The sequence below is a fragment of the Vibrio sp. 10N.261.54.A5 genome, assembly GCF_041471145.1.
Taxonomy (GTDB): Bacteria; Pseudomonadota; Gammaproteobacteria; order Enterobacterales; family Vibrionaceae; genus Vibrio; species Vibrio crassostreae_C.
The window spans coordinates 27,397-44,783 of sequence record NZ_JBFRNU010000044.1 but is presented as its reverse complement, the minus strand read 5'-3'; the positions used below and the strand labels follow the sequence as shown (position 1 = coordinate 44,783).

The 17,387-nt window shown below is 46.3% G+C and carries 15 protein-coding genes; 4 read left to right on the top strand and 11 right to left on the bottom strand.

What is annotated here, in order from left to right; genetic code table 11:
• Nucleotides 1-218: 218 nt before the first annotated feature.
• From AB4329_RS13635 to puuE, 6 genes are all read right to left on the bottom strand, one after another.
• Nucleotides 219-779 (bottom strand): hypothetical protein, encoded by a 561-nt coding sequence (locus AB4329_RS13635; RefSeq protein WP_017071670.1) that lies wholly within the window; start codon nucleotides 777-779, stop codon nucleotides 219-221.
• A 292-nt stretch (nucleotides 780-1,071) separates the two neighbouring features.
• On the bottom strand, nucleotides 1,072-2,391 hold the full coding sequence (locus AB4329_RS13630) for a urate hydroxylase PuuD (RefSeq protein ID WP_372138538.1): 1,320 nt from the start codon (nucleotides 2,389-2,391) through the stop codon (nucleotides 1,072-1,074).
• Between the two features lie 14 nt (nucleotides 2,392-2,405).
• Nucleotides 2,406-2,966, bottom strand: a complete 561-nt coding sequence (locus AB4329_RS13625) for an ureidoglycolate lyase (RefSeq protein WP_017061598.1) — start codon at nucleotides 2,964-2,966, stop codon at nucleotides 2,406-2,408.
• Nucleotides 2,967-2,980: 14 nt separating this feature from the next.
• On the bottom strand, nucleotides 2,981-3,967 hold the full coding sequence (alc, locus tag AB4329_RS13620) for an allantoicase (protein ID WP_372138536.1): 987 nt from the start codon (nucleotides 3,965-3,967) through the stop codon (nucleotides 2,981-2,983).
• 138 nt (nucleotides 3,968-4,105) lie between these two features.
• Nucleotides 4,106-4,621: a 2-oxo-4-hydroxy-4-carboxy-5-ureidoimidazoline decarboxylase gene (gene uraD / locus AB4329_RS13615; protein WP_102383811.1), complete on the bottom strand. Its 516-nt coding sequence runs from the start codon at nucleotides 4,619-4,621 to the stop codon at nucleotides 4,106-4,108.
• Nucleotides 4,622-4,644: 23 nt separating this feature from the next.
• A complete protein-coding gene (puuE, locus tag AB4329_RS13610) occupies nucleotides 4,645-5,565 on the bottom strand; it encodes an allantoinase PuuE (RefSeq protein ID WP_136974058.1) in 921 nt (306 codons plus the stop codon).
• Nucleotides 5,566-5,976: 411 nt separating this feature from the next.
• Here puuE and uraH point away from each other — a divergent pair, with 411 nt between their 5' ends.
• The 4 genes from uraH to AB4329_RS13590 all read left to right on the top strand — a co-directional run bounded on the left by uraH (nucleotide 5,977) and on the right by AB4329_RS13590 (nucleotide 11,120).
• Nucleotides 5,977-6,330, top strand: a complete 354-nt coding sequence (gene uraH / locus AB4329_RS13605) for a hydroxyisourate hydrolase (protein WP_102393993.1) — start codon at nucleotides 5,977-5,979, stop codon at nucleotides 6,328-6,330.
• Between the two features lie 247 nt (nucleotides 6,331-6,577).
• The gene (locus AB4329_RS13600) at nucleotides 6,578-7,921 is read left to right on the top strand and encodes an NCS2 family permease (protein WP_017065002.1); all 1,344 of its coding nucleotides are present in this window, start codon (nucleotides 6,578-6,580) and stop codon (nucleotides 7,919-7,921) included.
• A 224-nt stretch (nucleotides 7,922-8,145) separates the two neighbouring features.
• Nucleotides 8,146-9,597, top strand: coding sequence for a nucleobase:cation symporter-2 family protein (locus AB4329_RS13595; RefSeq protein ID WP_372138535.1), 1,452 nt, complete (start codon nucleotides 8,146-8,148; stop codon nucleotides 9,595-9,597).
• A 161-nt stretch (nucleotides 9,598-9,758) separates the two neighbouring features.
• Nucleotides 9,759-11,120: an 8-oxoguanine deaminase gene (locus AB4329_RS13590; RefSeq protein WP_017067339.1), complete on the top strand. Its 1,362-nt coding sequence runs from the start codon at nucleotides 9,759-9,761 to the stop codon at nucleotides 11,118-11,120.
• 173 nt (nucleotides 11,121-11,293) lie between these two features.
• Here AB4329_RS13590 and gabT read toward each other — a convergent pair whose 3' ends face one another.
• The 5 genes from gabT to AB4329_RS13565 form a co-directional block, all read right to left on the bottom strand.
• A complete protein-coding gene (gene gabT, locus AB4329_RS13585; RefSeq protein WP_137001372.1) occupies nucleotides 11,294-12,565 on the bottom strand; it encodes a 4-aminobutyrate--2-oxoglutarate transaminase in 1,272 nt (423 codons plus the stop codon).
• Nucleotides 12,566-12,580: 15 nt separating this feature from the next.
• A complete protein-coding gene (locus tag AB4329_RS13580) occupies nucleotides 12,581-14,008 on the bottom strand; it encodes an NAD-dependent succinate-semialdehyde dehydrogenase (RefSeq protein WP_170967988.1) in 1,428 nt (475 codons plus the stop codon).
• 93 nt (nucleotides 14,009-14,101) lie between these two features.
• Nucleotides 14,102-15,184, bottom strand: coding sequence for an agmatine deiminase (gene aguA, locus AB4329_RS13575; protein ID WP_017065007.1), 1,083 nt, complete (start codon nucleotides 15,182-15,184; stop codon nucleotides 14,102-14,104).
• A gap of 11 nt (nucleotides 15,185-15,195) precedes the next feature.
• On the bottom strand, nucleotides 15,196-16,062 hold the full coding sequence (gene aguB, locus AB4329_RS13570) for an N-carbamoylputrescine amidase (RefSeq protein ID WP_017067340.1): 867 nt from the start codon (nucleotides 16,060-16,062) through the stop codon (nucleotides 15,196-15,198).
• Nucleotides 16,063-16,083: 21 nt separating this feature from the next.
• Nucleotides 16,084-17,361 (bottom strand): FAD-binding oxidoreductase, encoded by a 1,278-nt coding sequence (locus tag AB4329_RS13565; RefSeq protein WP_017065009.1) that lies wholly within the window; start codon nucleotides 17,359-17,361, stop codon nucleotides 16,084-16,086.
• Nucleotides 17,362-17,387 lie beyond the last annotated feature (26 nt).

Here is a 17,387-nt window from a genome sequence, read left to right as displayed (position 1 = left end):
AAACGCCATGGGTAGGTATTCATATCAAGTGCTAAATATAGAACGACATTCATATACTTGAATAACGCAAAAGCAATATTCGCTAGATAATCGAGAAAGAAATTAACTTAAATTGGCTGGGTTGGTCAGTGTCACGAGTCCAAACTCACGGCATCACCAATAATAGTAAGCATTGCAAAGCAAACTACACATTTAAAATACATCTCAAAAAAGGTTTCTCAAGCTTGTAGCTTAGTTAACACTTTAATCGCAGACTCACCAAACGATCCATCTGGATGCTGCTTAGTATTCAAAAAAAAGTGACGCAATACGACATAATAAGTCTCTCTAACTGCAAAGATTAGATCCTTAATCTCATCCGGACTCAATGAATTATCCCTTAGTACAGATCTGTCATCATACCTCATATCTGTATGAGCGATAATTTTACTCCGAATATCTAGTACTTTCTGCACTGAAGTAGAATACGAGTGGAGACTTTGAGAGATTATATCTACTATTCTAGTATGCCCATTAGCTGTTAAATTATCTTTTAAGCTTCGAATACTTGAAGACCTACTGTCGTTATCGAAAATTCGTCCCAAAGCCAATAGCATAGCCAAACTATGTGCTTCGTATGACGCATGTAGATAATAATTGTACTCCTCTGACTCGAACTCCTTTTTAAATTTTGTCCTATTTTCAGAAACACCTAACTCCCACCATATTTCTCTGTGCCTCGCAGCTTCATCAATAGACAGTTTCAAATCATTTAGTATTTTTTCAGTTTCTTTGTTCATAATTCCCTAATTGCTGCTAGACGTACTCAACAAATGAAGTGTTACACAGAACTCCTAAAGTTTAAAACAACTCTTTTAAATCAAAAATAACAGAAGCTTACAGAGCGTTCTTACTGAAAAACCCATCTATAATCGGGCTAAATAATGTACCTACTTTTATCTGCCCAAAAACAAAAAGCCCCGGTTATAGGAACCGGGGAAACAGGGTGGGATGAGTTTGGTGCGTGCCCGAAACCAAACTCTCCCCAAGCCTCACCTAAGACTCATGCTCTTAGGTAAAGGATTCACATCATTATTGAAGCGTAGCGCCTTGCTCTACCCAAGTACCGATGAGTGCGCGCTCTGCGTCGGTCATTTGAGTCATGTTACCAAGCGGCATCACCTTGGTTGTTACGGTTTGAGCAACAATCCTTGGTACATTGGCTTTAATCTCTTCTGGGGTATCAAACATCACACCGGCTGGCGCAGCAGCAAAAGCGGCATGGCTCGGGGTTGATGAATGACACACAGAACAGCGCTCTTGAATGACTTTGTTAATGGTTTCAAAGCTTACACCTGCGCTAGCCGTTTGCATTGCGTGGTCTGCAGGTACAGCTTGAGAACTAGTCGTCGTTGACGCTGTGTCGTTTCCAGCAAGCTCTTCTGTCGCTGATTCAGTCGCGCTGACTTGCACTTCTTGAACCACAGGTGCTTGCACAACCGGAGTCATCTGTTTTTTCGCGTAAGGTGAGGTCACAAACGCAAGCGTGATCATACCCAATGCCGCGACTGGCACTGTCCATGCAAACTTCTGACTACCGTGACGGGTATTGAAGTAATGGCGCACCAAGATACTGAAAATCGCTAGCCCAGCAAGGATCAGCCAGTTGTATTCCGAGCCATAAGTGCTTGGGAAGTGGTTACTGATCATGATGAACAGCACTGGCAGGGTCATGTAGTTGTTGTGACGAGAACGCAGTAGACCTTTCGCTGGCAATGCCGGATCCGGTTCGCGCTTCTCTTCAATCGCTTTCACCAAGTTACGTTGTGCAGGCATGATAACGCGGAATACGTTACCCACCATGATGGTACCAATGATTGCACCCACATGAATGTAAGCACCACGGCCACTGAACACTTGAGTTAGGCCGTACGTCGCAGCGACGAGCAGCAAAAACAGCACAACGCCAAGCAACACGGGGGTTTTACCTAAAGGCGAGTCACACAGTAAGTCGTAGATAAACCAACCAGCAACGAATGAACCAATACCAATCGCGATTGCCGTTGTTGAATCAAGGCCAGAGCCCGGTGCAATCAGGTAAATCTCAGCGTTAAGGTAGTAAACCACACCTAGTAGACACACACCGGTGATCCACGTGAAGTAGGCTTCCCATTTGAACCAGTGCAGGTGCTCTGGCATCTCTGGTGGCGCAAGTTTGTACTTCTCTAGGTGATAAATACCACCGCCGTGAATTGCCCATAAGTCGCCTGAAAGGCCAGTTTTTGGGTTTACTCGGTTAAGGTTGTTCTCTAACCAAACAAAGTAAAATGATGCGCCTATCCATGCAACACCAACAATCATGTGAGCCCAGCGTATTGCTAAGTTCAACCATTCTGTAATATGCGGATCCATAATAAACTCCTGTATCACAACGCTTTAGCTAAGCGTTGCTCTTCCTTGTTGTCTTCCGTTGGCATATCTTCCAAATGCAATGCCACTAGGTCGTTCTCAAAATAAACTTCATCACAGTTATGTCCTTCTCCGCCTCTATCGACGATCAAGAACTGGTCTTGATCGGTGAGGGCGAGCACTGGGTGATGCCACACCCCTTTGTGATAGTTCACTCCTTGACGACCGTTGCTCAAGAAAGCTCGGCTATTGGCTAATGTTGGATCGTCGCCTTTTGGCGCAACAACAATTAAATAGGGTTGACCAAGTAATGGAATGAATGCCTGAGAGCCAAGTGGATGACGCTCTAACATTTTGATGGTCAGTGGGTAGCTCAACGGTGTGGCTTGGAAGATGCTAATGATCGCTTCTCCGTCTTGGTCTTGCACATCCGTTGTCGCTAGCTTGTGGTAGCGACGTGTTGATCCACTATTGATCATGAAGAAATCACTATTATCGGACTCGATAACATCGCCAAACTCTGCAAAAGCCTGCTTGGTTAACGGTTCGATGGATAAACGACGTATTCCATTACTCATACTCATTTCCTTACCTATTTCGCTTTCGTACCAAACAGACGCAAACGGCTGATACCACCATCTGGGAATATGTTTGCACGTACGTGGGTAATCGCACCAAGGTCGTTTACCTCAGAAATAAATTCGTGAATCTCATGCGCTTGCAGCTTTTGTGCAGGCAACAGTTCACGCCAGAATAGGCTTTGTGTTTCTACTTGGTCGTCGGTACCGCCCTTCACGTAAGCCGCTTGAATTGAACAACTGTCTGGGTAATTACCTTTGAAGTGGGCTGTATCAACAACGATGCGTTCGATGTTACCTGGGTGGCCTAGTGCCACGATAACCCAGTCGTTACCCGGTGTACGACGACGTGCTGTTTCCCAGCCATCACCCATGTTTTCACCGCGGCCTGGGCCTAAGATGTTGGCTTTGTTGCCGTAGTGCTCGTCGCTACATGCGAGTGCTCGGCCACCGTGTTCAACGGCTGCTAGGTCAACTTGTTGCTGAGAATCTATTGCGTCCCAATCCACGCTTGGTCGGCCATAAACACGTAGACGTGCGACACCGCCGTCTGGGTAGATGTTCAAACGTAGGTGCGTAAATACTTGGTCACTTTCGATGTCTTCAAGATGATGATGATCACCCTGTAGTGCCATTGAAGGCAGAATTTCTTGCCACTCTGTTGAGTCAGTTGGCTCACCTTGTGGTGAATAACACGCGTCAATTGATGCCGAAGGTGGGAAGTTACCTGTGAAGAATGAGGTATCAATATCAACGCCAGCAATGGTGCCAGCTAGGCCAAGGCGAACGACACAGTAGTCGTAACCTTCGCCGCGTTTGCGTCTGCTTTCCCAACCGTCCATCCACTTGCCGTTATCGTCGTATAAGTCGTCTTTCCACTCTGCCGCTGCGTGGCTGAGTAGACGGCTTTTATCCGCGAAAAAATCGTCTGTTGCGAAAATAGCTTCTGCACCGAGTTTTTCGTCTGCAAGGTTTATGTATTGTTCAAATGTTTGGGTCATGTCCGTGTAATCCTATCCAATTAATCAAGTAATAATAAAATGAGAACTCAGTGGCTTATGCTTTATTCAATAAGGCTTTGATAAATCAAGTTCTTAGCGCACTAAGACTGGGCTGAGATAGCTGTTAACTCCGTTAACTTACATATCCCAGAGACGAAACATCGCGATCTTGTTGATCTCTTGAATCGCCGTAGCAAACTCAGTTTCACTATCATTTCCTAATCGCATCTCGAACGACTCAAGAATTTGGTAACGATTGGCTCCCTTCACCGCCATGATAAAAGGGAAATTGAAGCGACTTTTGTAGCTGTTGTTGTAAGAAGTGAATTTTTCAAATTCTTCGGCGTTGCACTGGTCGATGCCTGCCCCCGCTTGTTCTTTGGTCGACGACTCTGTGAGTTCGCCGTTTACTGCTGCTCGACCGGCTAAATCCGGGTGAGCGTTGATCAAAGCCAACTGTTTGCCTTGGTCTGCACTTAACAAGGTCGATGCCATTTTCAGGTGAAGATTCTCGATATGGTCGTCTTCGGCATTCAAACCTTGGTCATAAACCGCTTCAGCAACCCATGGGCTGTGTTCGTACACATCAGCAAAGTGCGCGACAAAGGTATCGCGGTTCATGGTTGTTGGTTGGCAAGATCGAAATTCAGTCACGTTAAGCCTCCTTGCTGTTCGTTCTAATTTTGTTGTTCGTTGTATGGGTGATGTTGGTGCCAGTGGTTGGCGATATCGATTCGACGACATAGCCACACGCTGTCATGCTGTTTTACGTAATCTAAGAAACGTCTTAATGCAGCAATACGACCGGGACGACCAATAAGACGACAATGCAGTCCTACCGACATCATTTTCGGTGCGGTTTCGCCTTCCATATAAAGGGTGTCAAAAGTGTCTTTTAAATACTGGAAGAACTGCTCACCAGAGTTGAAGCCTTGCGCTGTTGAAAAGCGCATATCGTTTACATCGAGTGTGTAAGGGATCACCAGTTGTGGATCACCGGTTTCGGTGTGCCAATAAGGCAGGTCATCATCGTAGGCATCGGAGTCGTAAAGGAAGCCGCCCTCTTCTGCTACCAAGCGACGCGTATTTGGCCCCGTTCGACCGGTATACCAACCTTGTGGTCGTTGACCCGTCACTTGTTGGATAATCTCAATCGCCTTGGTCATATGATCACGCTCTTCTGACTCATCAATGTATTGATAGTCTATCCAGCGATAACCGTGGCTACAGATTTCGTGACCTGCTTCTACCATGGCTTTCGCTACGTCTGGGTGACGCTCAATGGCCATGGCAACCGCAAACACAGTCAGTGGGATTTCATATTCATCGAACAAGCGAAGAACACGCCACACACCTACACGGCTACCATACTCATAGATGGATTCCATGCTGATGTGACGTTCGCCTTTGATCGGCTGTGCTGACGGGATCTCTGAGAGAAAGGCTTCAGACTCGTCGTCTCCATGTAACAAACAACGCTCACCGCCCTCTTCATAGTTCAATACAAAAGAAACCGCGACGCGCGCATTACCTGGCCATTGAGGGTTTGGAGGGTTAGCTCCGTAACCGATCAAATTTCTTGAATAATCCTTATTCATCCAAGTACTCCTAACATAAGTGGTTGGCTTAGCCGCTCTTTAAGTAAGTCACCAAATGATTCAACCAAATGGATTCTCGATAAACAGAGCAACCTTACCCCTGTACATTTATTGTATACAATTATTTATCTCAATGTAAAGATTTTGTTATTCAAGTCAAATTTACGTGCCATTATCACTTAAAAACAATAACTTAATGAAGACAAAACTCACCAAAAAACGATAATCAAGATCTATAAAATCATAAAAAACGACACAATGGTTAACATTTTTCCAACAATTTGCTTTACTAATTGTGTACAGTTCGTACATAGTTAGTGATAACAAAGTGACCAGTTGCATTCTTTGCAAGGTCGAAACAGACAGATAAACCACGGAACAGAGGAGCGCCAAAAGCGCTATTAAAGGACTATGGGAAGACTAACAACACACGTATTAGATACGACTCACGGCTTACCGGGTGCAGAGATCAAGGTAGAGCTTTATAAGGTCAATGAAGACTCAACAGAAAAGTTGGCGACGGTAATCACTAACTCCGATGGCCGAACCGATGCGCCGATTCTGGCTGGGAATGAATTCCGACCGGGAAAATATCAATTGGTATTCTATGTAGCCGACTACTACAAAAACAAAGGTGTGGAATTGGATGGCGTGCCTTTCCTAGACGATGTGGTTATTCGCTTCGGCTTGGATGATCCCGATGCGCACTACCACGTTCCGCTTTTAGTCTCACCATACAGTTTCTCGACTTATCGGGGCAGTTAGTCCCGATGCTTAGAATCCCGATCTAGGCTCTATCACCCAATAATAAACAGATTCATGCGTGCATCTAAAAAGATGCGCGCTCATTAAGCACGCTCATATAAAAATACTAATAACGTTATTAGTTAGAGAGTTGATGACTAATCTACTGATAGCTAAAGAAATAGCGGCTAGGAAAAAACCTTAAAACTTAATATTGAAATCTCGCTGTATTCAATAAATGGATCACAACATAAAAGGACTTGCAGACATGAGTGAGAGTAAAACAGAAATACTCAACCAAGATGCGAACAACGGAATTTTAGAGAAACTCTTTAAGATTAAGGCACATGGAAGCAGCGTAAAAAATGAGTTAGTCGGTGGTGTCACTACCTTCGCAACCATGGCTTATATCATCTTCGTTAACCCACAAATCATGGCCGCTTCAGGCATGGATGCAGGGGCAGTATTTGTCGCGACCTGTATTGGTGCCGCGATTGGTTGCTTGTTAATGGGCTTATTCGCGAACTGGCCTGTCGGCCTAGCACCGGGCATGGGTTTGAATGCATTCTTCTCATTCACAGTAGTAAGCGAAATGGGTTACAGCTGGGAAGTGGCACTGGGTGCGGTGTTTATCTCAGGTATCTTGTTTGTCGGGATGAGTTTCTACAAAGTCCGCCAATGGATTATCGAGAGTATTCCTGAGAGCTTGCGCTATTCCATGACTGCAGGTGTTGGTTTGTTCTTAGGTCTGATTGGCTTAAAAACAGCGGGTATCGTCGTCGAAAACCCAGCAACTTTGGTTTCATTGGGTGACTTCACGAAACCAGAAGCTCTGCTTGCTGCGATTGCATTCTTGATCATTGCGGTTCTGAGTGAGCGTAAAGTGTTTGGCGCGGTGCTTATCGGTATTTTGAGTGTAACGCTAGTCGGCATGATGCTTGGCCTAGTTCACTACGATGGCTTCTTCGCTGCACCACCAAGCTTAGCGCCTACCTTTATGGCAATGGATATCGCCGGTGCACTAAACGTATCGATGATCAGCGTTATCTTGGCTTTCCTTTTTGTAAACATGTTTGATACAGCTGGTACCTTGATGGGCGTAGCTGAGCGTGCAAACCTGACCAACCCTGAAACGGGCAAGATTGAAGGCCTAAGCAAAGCACTGAAAGCCGACAGTATTTCAAGCGTGGCAGGTGCGTGTGTAGGCTGTCCGCCAGTAACCAGTTATGTAGAGAGTGCAGCCGGTGTTGCAGCAGGCGCACGTACAGGTCTTTCAGCAATCGTGGTTGGTGTGTTGTTCTTAGCGGCAATTTTCCTATCACCGCTTGCAGGCATGATCCCCGCTTACGCAACGTCTGGTGCTCTTATTTACGTCGCATTCGTGATGATGAGCAGCATGCAGCACGTCGATTGGAAAGACTTCACTAACGGTGCTCCAGCCGCGATTACCGCACTAATGATGCCACTGACCTTCTCTATCGCGAACGGTATCGCATTGGGTTTCATTACCTACACAGTGCTTAAGTTGGCGACAGGTAAAACCAAAGATGTGTCTATCTCGATGTACTTCCTAGCGGCTATCTTCATCGCCAAGCTAGTGTTCATCGGTTAACCCTAAAGCTCCTGAGCAGTCATTTCTTGATTGCTCACAACGTTGCTTGGCTGGTTCGCAAGCCAAGCAACAACATGATTTTTAAGAAAGCTAATTGCATTGATGACGAGAGAGCAGAAACCCTACCGATTCAGTGCACTTTTTTATGACCCTACGCAGTTTGTAGAAGTCATTATTTGACCGCCAATCGCCTGTAAACGGAAACGCAGGCAGAGGAATATCAAATGAAACTTCTGTACACCCTTAATGAAAGACCGCCCCATGGGCTAACCCTTCTACTCGCTTTACAGCATATGCTCGCCTCGATTGGTGGCATCGTTGCTGTGCCTCTTATTGTCGGCGCCTCTATCGGCCTGCCCAACACCGAGATCGTTTCACTGATCAATGCGGCGCTATTGGCTTCTGGTATTGTGACTGTCGCGCAATGTCTCGGTTTTGGCCCTGTTGGTATTCGACTGCCTGTTGTAATGGGCTCAAGCTTTGCCTTTTTAGGTGTGGCTATTTCCATCGGTAACGAAGGTGGTGTCGCCGCTATCATGGGCTCAGCACTTATCGGCTCATTCGTGGTAATTGGTGCCAGCTTCTACATGGACAAGGTTCGCAAGCTGTTCCCGACCGTGGTAAGTGGTGTGGTGGTTACCCTAATCGGCTTAACCATTTTACCGGTTGCCATGAACTGGGTTGGCGATTCTCCTGCCAACACGGAACAATTCGCCACGCTACCAAAACTGTTTCTCGCACTGGTCTCTTTGGGGATAGTGATTGGCGTATCGGTTTACTGTAAAGGCGCGGTTGCGGCCTCCGCTATCGTGATTGGCCTAGCAGGTGGTTACATTGTGGCTCTGTCACTCGGCATGGTCGATCTTGAGCAGATCAGCTCTGCTGCTTGGGTCGGTGGCCCAGAACCATTTAAGTATGGCTTTACGTTTTCTGCTAGTGCCATCATCAGCATGAGCTTGGTGTACATCGTGGTTATCGCTGAAGCAACCGGTGACTTCATGGCGCTTGGCAACAACTGCCAAACCCAAGTCAGCGGTAAAGATCTAAAACGTGGACTGCTAGGCGATGGTCTTGGTAGTACCTTGTCTTCGATTTTAACAGCGATGCCACTGGCGTCATTCAGCCAAAACGTCGGTATTGTGGGTATCACAGGTGTAGCAAGTCGCTATGTAGTAGCTGCAACCGGTGGTTTGTTAATTTTAGGTGGTTTATTCCCGAAATTAGCCGCTATTGCCGTCACGATTCCGAAACCTGTTTTGGGTGGTGTGGGCTTTGTGATGTTCGGGATGATTGCTTACGCGGGTATCCGCATGTTGTTCAAGGCCGCAGACACCAAGCGAAATGCCTTAGTAATCTGTGTAGGTTTAGCGTCTGGCTTAGCCGTCACCTTCGAACCAAGATTGCTTCAACATTTGCCACACGATTTGGCCAATTTCCTTCACTCTGGCATTACGACTGGCACCATCATGACGGTTGTTCTTAACCTTGTATTGCCTAAATCTTCACGCGCAGAAGAACAAGAAGCGTTAGCCGAAAGCCAAGCGCAAGTTGAGCTAGAAATGAAAGAACAAGCAGAAGAAGAACTACACTCAAACGAGCAATTAGAAATTCAACAAGCAACAACAGAAACTGAAGTTCAAACGGCATCAGATAACCCTGAGCCAAAAACGAACTAGATAAATCGCTAACGAGCGTAAAACCGATTTCCGAAGAATCACGGGCGTAACGATAACAGTGAATGTCTCATCGCCCTTGATTTGAATTTATCTTTCAACAACAAATACCAAATAAAGACCCTCTTCCCTGAAAAGGCTGAGATGGCTAAGGACTACTATGAATGGAAACCATCTGGATTAAGAATCCTCTCGCAATCTACACTGGCTCGCAGGCTGATGCAGAAGGCGGAATCGTCATAAAAGGTAATAAAATCATTGAACTGGTTGGCAAACACAAAGAGCCGACCTTACCCGTAGATTACAGCGTCGACGCCTCTCGTCATGTTGTGACTCCTGGGCTTATCAATGCGCACCACCACTTCTATCAAACCCTAACGCGAGCCTACCCCGGCGCACTCAATAAAGAACTCTTCCATTGGCTACAAAGCCTCTACCCAGTTTGGGCCAACCTCGATTCGGAGATGATGAGCCTCGCAACAGAGCTTGCTCTGGTTGAGCTGATGATGTCGGGCTGTACCACTGCTTCCGATCACCATTACTTGCTACCAGACGGGCTTGAGCACGCTATTGATTTGCAAGTCGAGGCCGCAGAGAAACTGGGCGTTAGAGCGATATTTACCCGAGGTTCCATGAGCCTAGGGGAAGATGAAGGTGGATTACCTCCACGACACACCATTCAAACCGAACAGACCATTATAGATGACAGCCAACGCTTGATTCGCGATTACCACCAGCGTGATGAAGGCGCGATGATTCAAATCGCACTCGCGCCTTGTTCGCCGTTCTCAGTCACTACCGACCTGATGAAAGAGACCGCCAAGATCAGTGAGCGTGAAAACGTCATGATGCACACGCACCTATGCGAAACGCTCGATGAAGAAGACTTCTGTATAGAGAAGTTTGGCTTGCGCCCAGTTGATTACCTAGAAGATGTGGGTTGGCTGAACGAGCGCACTTGGCTCGCTCATGGTATTCACTTCAATCCAGAAGAGATCAAACGTTTGGGTAAAGCAGGCATTGGTATCAGTCACTGCCCAACTTCCAATATGATGTTGGCTTCCGGTATTTGTAAAAACAACGATCTAGAAGCAGCAGGCGTAAAAGTCGGGCTAGGTGTGGATGGTTCGGCCTCAAACGACGGCTCTAATATGATTGCCGAAGTGCGCATGGCGATGTATCTACAACGCCTGCAATATGGTTCCGCCAACGTTTCACACTTTGATGCATTGCGCTGGGCGACATCCGGTTCTGCCGCGGCAATGGGCAGAACCGACATTGGTACACTAGAGGTTGGCAAACAAGCCGATATCGCGATGTTCAAGCTCGATGATATTCGTTTTTCTGGCAGCCACGACCCACTGGCCGCATTACTACTTTGTGGTGCTCAACAAGCGGATAAAGTGATGGTTGCAGGTAAGTGGCGAGTGAACGATGGCGCTGTGATTGGCGTAGACATGGAACAACTAATGCACCGCCACCATGCAGCTGCAATGAAGCTAGGTAAACTGGCGATGAATAACTAGGTACACGCCAACTAGAAAAGCGAAAACAAAAAGGCCGACATGATGTCGGCCTTACTTATTCATTCACAGCCCCGTCCTCAATGTGTAAATACATTTCAGGAAGGGACATTATAAGCACGAAAAGAATATCTACAATGACCTTTATATTAAAATACAATGTCTTAACTCAAATCCTAAACAACTTCCAGAATAATTTTCTCAAGCTTATCTAAGCCTTCGCTGAGTACTTCAGATTCAATAGTTAATGGTGGAAGCAGACGAATTACATTCGCTTTTACACCACACGAAAGCAGAATAAGACCATTTTCTTGTGCTTTCGCTATCACCGCTTTAGTTAAGTCCTGCAATGGCTTGCCTGACTCTGGATCAGTAAACTCAATAGCCATCATCGCTCCAGTGGTACGTATTTCACCAATAGCTGGAACCGATTCCTGTAGCTTGCTCATACGGGCATTCACAACCTCACCAATGCCCATTGCTTTAGCACACAATTGCTCTTCTTCGATAATTTTTAGGACTTCTAAACCAGCCACACACCCCAACGGAGAGCCAGCGTAAGTACCACCTAAGCCACCTGGTAGTGCCGAATCCATAACACCGGCTTTTCCCACTACTGCTGAGATAGGGAAACCACCCGCAATACCTTTTGCCATTGTTATCATGTCGGGTTCAATGCCCAGATATTCAGTGGCAAACATTTTACCCGTGCGCGCAAAGCCCGTTTGAATTTCATCCGCGATAAGCATAATGCCGTATTTGTCACACAACTCACGCAGGCCTTGAGCAAACTCCGCGGGGGCTTGATAGAAACCGCCTTCACCTTGCACAGGCTCAAAGATTATCGCCGCCACGCGTGATGGCTCAATATCACACGCAAACAAATCATCGAGCGCTTGCAGGCTTTGTTCTGTGCTTACGCCATGAAAAGCATTTGGGTAAGGTGCATGAAATATTTCATTTGGAAATGGGCCAAAGCCCGCTTTGTAAGGCGCGACTTTACCAGTTAGCCCCATGGTCATATTAGTACGGCCGTGGAAGCCACCTTTAAAAGCAATCACACCAGTGCGGCCAGTATGAGCTCTCGCTACTTTCACAGCATTCTCAACCGCTTCAGCTCCTGTTGTCAGGAAAATCGCTTTTTTATCACTGTCACCGGGGGCGAGTTCTGTGAGCTTTTCTGCCAGTTCAACAAAGGAGGCATAAGGCGTCACCATAGCACAAGTGTGTGAAAAGTTATCCAGTTGAGCCTTTACCGCTTCGTTGATACGCTTATTTGCATGCCCTGTATTCGTTACCGCGATACCAGCAGCAAAGTCGATATATTTATTTCCATCCACATCCCACACGTGAGCATTCTCTGCTTTTTCGACATAAAGTGGGTACAGTGCGCCCATGCCTTGAGCGATAACTTCGCTTCTTCTTTGATGTAGTTGTTGATTTGTCATTGTCATGTCCTTTGATTAGTTGCCGCCAAAGCAGAGATATTTGATGCTCATGTATTCATCGATACCTTGTTTTGCCCCTTCACGCCCGATACCGGACTGCTTAACTCCACCGAAAGGGGCTACCTCGGTAGAGATCATGCCTTCGTTAATTCCTACCATGCCGTACTCCAGTGCTTCTGCTATCTTCCATACACGGTGGATATTTTGGCTATAGAAGTAAGACGCTAAGCCATAGATAGTGTCGTTAGCCATTTCGATAAGCTGTTGGTCATCATCAAATTTGATCACAGGAGCGACGGGGCCAAAGATCTCTTGCGAGATAATATCCATATCATGCGTAACGTTTTTGAGAACGACAGGTTGCATGAATAGACCATCAAGAGTTTTCGGCTCAGTAACTGGTTTCGCGCCCTGTTCGATTGCGCCGTCAATGAGGGACTGAATACCTTGTTTTGCTGATTCGCTGATTACCGGACCAACATTTACACCCTCTTCTAGACCATTGCCTACTTTAAGCTGCTGCACTGCTGCATCGAATTTTTCAACAAAATCATCGTACACCTTGTTATGTACATAAAAACGGTTAGCGCAGACGCAAGTTTGACCGGCATTACGAAACTTAGACGCCATTGCACCAAGCACAGCCGCATCAATATCTGCATCATCAAATACGATAAATGGTGCATTTCCACCGAGCTCCATTGACGTTCGCTTGATGTCGTTTGCACTTTGCTGCATCAGCACTCTTCCAACTTGCGTAGAGCCCGTGAAAGAGAGCTTACGAATCAGAGGATGTGAGGTAAAAATACCGCCAACTTGACGAGAATTCGCGCCCAATACCACTTGCAGTACATCACGAGGAATGCCCGCTTGATATGCTAGCTCAGCTACAGCAAAAGCAGATAAAGGTGTGGATTCAGACGGCTTCACAATAAAACTACAGCCAGCCGCAAGTGCTGGACCTGCCTTACGAGTTATCATTGCAATAGGAAAATTCCACGGAGTAATCGCACAAGCTACTCCAATAGGTTGTTTCATAGTTACAAGGCGTTTGTCGCTACTTGGCGCTGGAATTGTCTCACCATAGGTACGCTTCGCTTCTTCAGCAAACCACTCGATAAAGCTTGCGCCGTACAACACCTCACCTTGTGCTTCTGCCCATGGCTTGCCTTGCTCTAACGTCATCAGGCGACCGAGATCTTCCTTGTTATCAAGTAACAACTGATACCATTTTTGTAGTAAACCAGAACGGGTTTTGGCTGGCAGCAAAGCCCACTCTTTTTGCGCGAAGCTTGCACGCTCGACCCCATCTAAAATGTCATGTTCAGACGACACTGGTGCATAACCAAGTATTTCACCCGTCGCGGGGTTACTTACAGCAATACCTTGGTCTTGATTTAGCACCATAAACGACAGCAATGATTGATTTGTAATTTGTTGCATGGGGATTCCTTTTGACAGCTTTACCTTGGCGTCTACTGATAGTTACCCTACCAAGCAGAAAACCAATAGTTCATTGTTTTAATAATGGTTTTCCTAAGCAGGGATCTGCTGAGTAATGCAGTGGATGTTACCTCCACCCAGCAAAACCTCACGCGTTGGTATACCAACGACTTGATGTTCAGGCATCGCTTGCCGCAATATTTTTATTGCCTGCTCGTCAGTTCTATCATCGAGCAATGGCAAAAACACATAACCATTCGCGATAAGAAAGTTGGCATAAGAAGCACTTAACCTTTCCCCTGCATCACGTGTCATTCCATCACTTTTATCAATTCCGCTTGCTTCTGCTTCGCTATAGTGCAAAGGCCCTGGCAACGGTAAACGGATGATTTCAATCTCTCGACCTTTAGCATCAGATTGATCTTTTAACACTTGTTCCGCCTGACGAGATAATGCGAATTGTGGGTCTGATGGATCATCTGTCCAACTCAATACCACTTTCCCCGGGGCAATTACATGCATCAAATTATCAACATGTCCGTCAGTTTCATCATCGAATAGTCCTTTAGGCAGCCAAATGACCTTTTCAATACCTAGATATTCTTTGAGATGTGTTTCTATCTGTTGTTGATTCAACTCAGGGTTGCGTCCCGGACTAAGCAAACACTCTTCTGTTGTATAGAGCGTACCTTCGCCATCAGTATGAATTGAGCCCCCCTCTAAAACGAATGGGGCGTTGTAGTGATCAATTCCGATAATGTCACATACTGAGCTAGCCACTAGGTCGTCCTGCTGCCAGTTTTCATAGAGGCCATTATAGTCACCACCCCAAGCGTTAAACTGCCAGTTGATTCCACGACGCTCGCCGTCTTGATTCACCAACACTGTGGGCCCAATATCACGCATCCACGCATCATTGAATGGGATTTCAACAAGCCGAATATCTGAATGAAGCAATGTTCTCGCCTTATCAAATTGCTTCGCACTCACGGCGACACAAACCTTAGTCACTTCTGCTATTGCATTCGCAATGCTAGCGAATGTTTGCTGGGCAGGAAGGGCGTTATCACGCCAATTGTCTCGTCTTTCTGGCCAAGCCAACCAAACTTCTTCAATAGGATGAAACTCAGCTGGAAAGTAGAACCCATCTTGCAGTGGTGTTGTCGATAACTGCATAGTCTGCCCCTTTAAACTGCTAGTTTGCCCACAGAGCCATATAGATCTGGGCGGCGGTCACGGAACAGCCCCCACGAGTGACGCGCTTGAGCCGTTGCGGCTAAATCAATCTCCGCGTAAATGATAGCTTCCTCATCACGTGGCGCTTCTGCCAACTTGCCACCAGTATGATCGGTAATAAAAGAAGAACCGTAGAATGTGGTTTCAATGCCATCATCACATTCTGTGCCTACGCGATTAGACGCAATCACAGGAACCAAGTTTGCAGCGGAATGGCCTTGCATAGTGCGTTGCCAGTGATCACGAGAATCTAAAGTTGGATCTTGTGGTTCGCTGCCAATAGCGGTTGGGTAAAAAATGGCTTCTGCACCATGTAACGCTAAGCTACGAGCAAGCTCGGGAAACCATTGATCCCAGCAAATACCAGCGCCGAACTTACCAAACTGGGTTTGCCATACTTTGAAACCAGTATCTCCAGGACTAAAATAGTATTTTTCGCTATAACCCGGACCATCCGGGATGTGTGATTTGCGGTAGTTATCTAGCACAGTGCCATCGGCATCAATCATCACTAATGAGTTAAAGAAGGTATTGCCCGCTTTTTCAAAATAACTAACTGGAATCACGACCCCGAGTTCTTTTGCCAATGCACTCATCTCTGTTATCAACAGACAATTGTCTACTTCCTCAGCCAACTCAAAATACTTAGCTTCTTGCTTCTTACAAAAATAAGGAGCAGCGAACAATTCCTGCGGCAAAACCACATTGGCACCGTTACTCGCAGCTTCACGAATCGCTTGCTTAGCTTTATTTAGGTTATCTTCCAGATCCCAGCTTTTGGTCAGTTGCAGGGCCGCGAATTTTACTACTCTACTCATTGGATGTTCCTTATCGTCCGGTTAGATAGCCAGTTTATCTCTTAGGTTGTAATACGCTGCGCCAACTGCTGTGAATGGTATTTGGAAGTGACGTCCACCAGGGAAGGCGTAGTGCTTGAGTTGTGCGAAGGCATCAAATCGTTCGGCATGCCCTGTTAAGGCTTCTGCCAATAACTTGCCAGCCAAGTGAGTACAGGTAACTCCATGACCACTGTAGCCTTGCAAATAATAAATATTGTCGTCGAATGCGCCGAACTGCGGCATACGTGAGTAGGTAAGTAAGAAGTTACCAGTCCATGTGTAATCAATCTTGATACCTTTAAGTTGAGGGAAAATACCTTCTAACTTAGGACGAATCAGAGACTCAATGTCTTGAGGGTCACGAGCGCCATAAACCACCCCGCCCCCAAACAACAAGCGTTTGTCGGCACTCAATCGGAAATAGTCCAGTAAGTAATTACAGTCTTCAACGCAGTAGTCACTTGGTAAAACCTGTTTTAGTTGCTCATCGGTAAGCGGCTCTGTCGCCACGACTTGAGTTCCACATGGGATGGCTTTGTTACTGATATTCGGAGCCAACCCACCTAAGTAGGCGTTGCCAGCTAACACCAAGTATTTACTCTTCACGCTACCGCTCGCTGTTCTTGCAACAGGATTCGCACCTTTTTCAATGGACGTTACCGCTGATTGTTCAAAAATTTGGCCACCAAGAGAAACAAATGCTGCGGCTTCCCCCAATGCGAGTTTAAGCGGATGAATGTGCCCACCTCGCATATCAAGCAAGCCACCGGTGTAAGCTTGAGTACCAACCGCCTCTTCTACTTGGCTAGCATCCAACATGGTGAGCTGGTCATTACCATATCGCTCCCAGTTTTTCTTATGATGCTCTAAACCTATTAACTGCTTTTTGTTTAGCGCGGTAAATAGGCCACCGCGTTTGTGGTCACACTCAATATCGTATTTTTCGATTAGGCCACGAATGACATCTCCGCCTTCGAAAATCATGTCACACAGGGCTTTAGCCTGGGGTTGGTCGTAACGGCTTTCTATTACATCAACATCTCGGCTGTAGCTATTGACGATCTGTCCACCATTACGACCAGTTGCTCCAAAACCAACTTTGGCACTCTCTAGTACCACTACCTTAAAACCTTTCTCGGCTAAATGAAGAGCCGAAGATAAACCTGAAAACCCAGCCCCAACCACACACACATCACACTCAATGTTGTCTTGCAGTTGTGGGAACTCTGGCATGTTCGGGATAGAGTGGGCGTAAAACGAATCCGTATGCTTATTCATAGTGATATTCCTTTATTAATCATCAG